The following is a 246-nucleotide window of genomic DNA, read 5'->3' on the forward strand; positions in this document are numbered from 1 at the left end:
TTAAACGGGCGCGCGCGGGTGCGGCGTCGAAGACGGCTGAACGTTGTCGCTGGTTGCCCGCCTCAGAGGGCGTTCTCGAGCCACAGCAAGGCCTGCGCGGCAGTGTGGAAGGAACCAAAGACCAGCACGCGGTCACCCGCCTGGGCCGCCGACAGCGCCTGCTGCAACGCAGTGTCCCCGTCGTCATGGGTGGCAGCCGCAGCGGCGGCGGTGCCCGCCAGGCGGGCAAGCAATGCCGTCGCACTC

Annotated in this window: 1 pseudogene; it reads right to left on the bottom strand. The window is 70.3% G+C overall.

The window, feature by feature from the left end:
* Positions 1-62 precede the first annotated feature (62 nt).
* Positions 63-246: pseudogene (locus tag ACQG3P_RS21575) on the bottom strand (bifunctional folylpolyglutamate synthase/dihydrofolate synthase); the annotation flags it as partial.

Source organism: Stenotrophomonas sp. SrG, from assembly GCF_050031795.1.
Taxonomy (GTDB): domain Bacteria; phylum Pseudomonadota; class Gammaproteobacteria; order Xanthomonadales; family Xanthomonadaceae; genus Stenotrophomonas; species Stenotrophomonas rhizophila_A.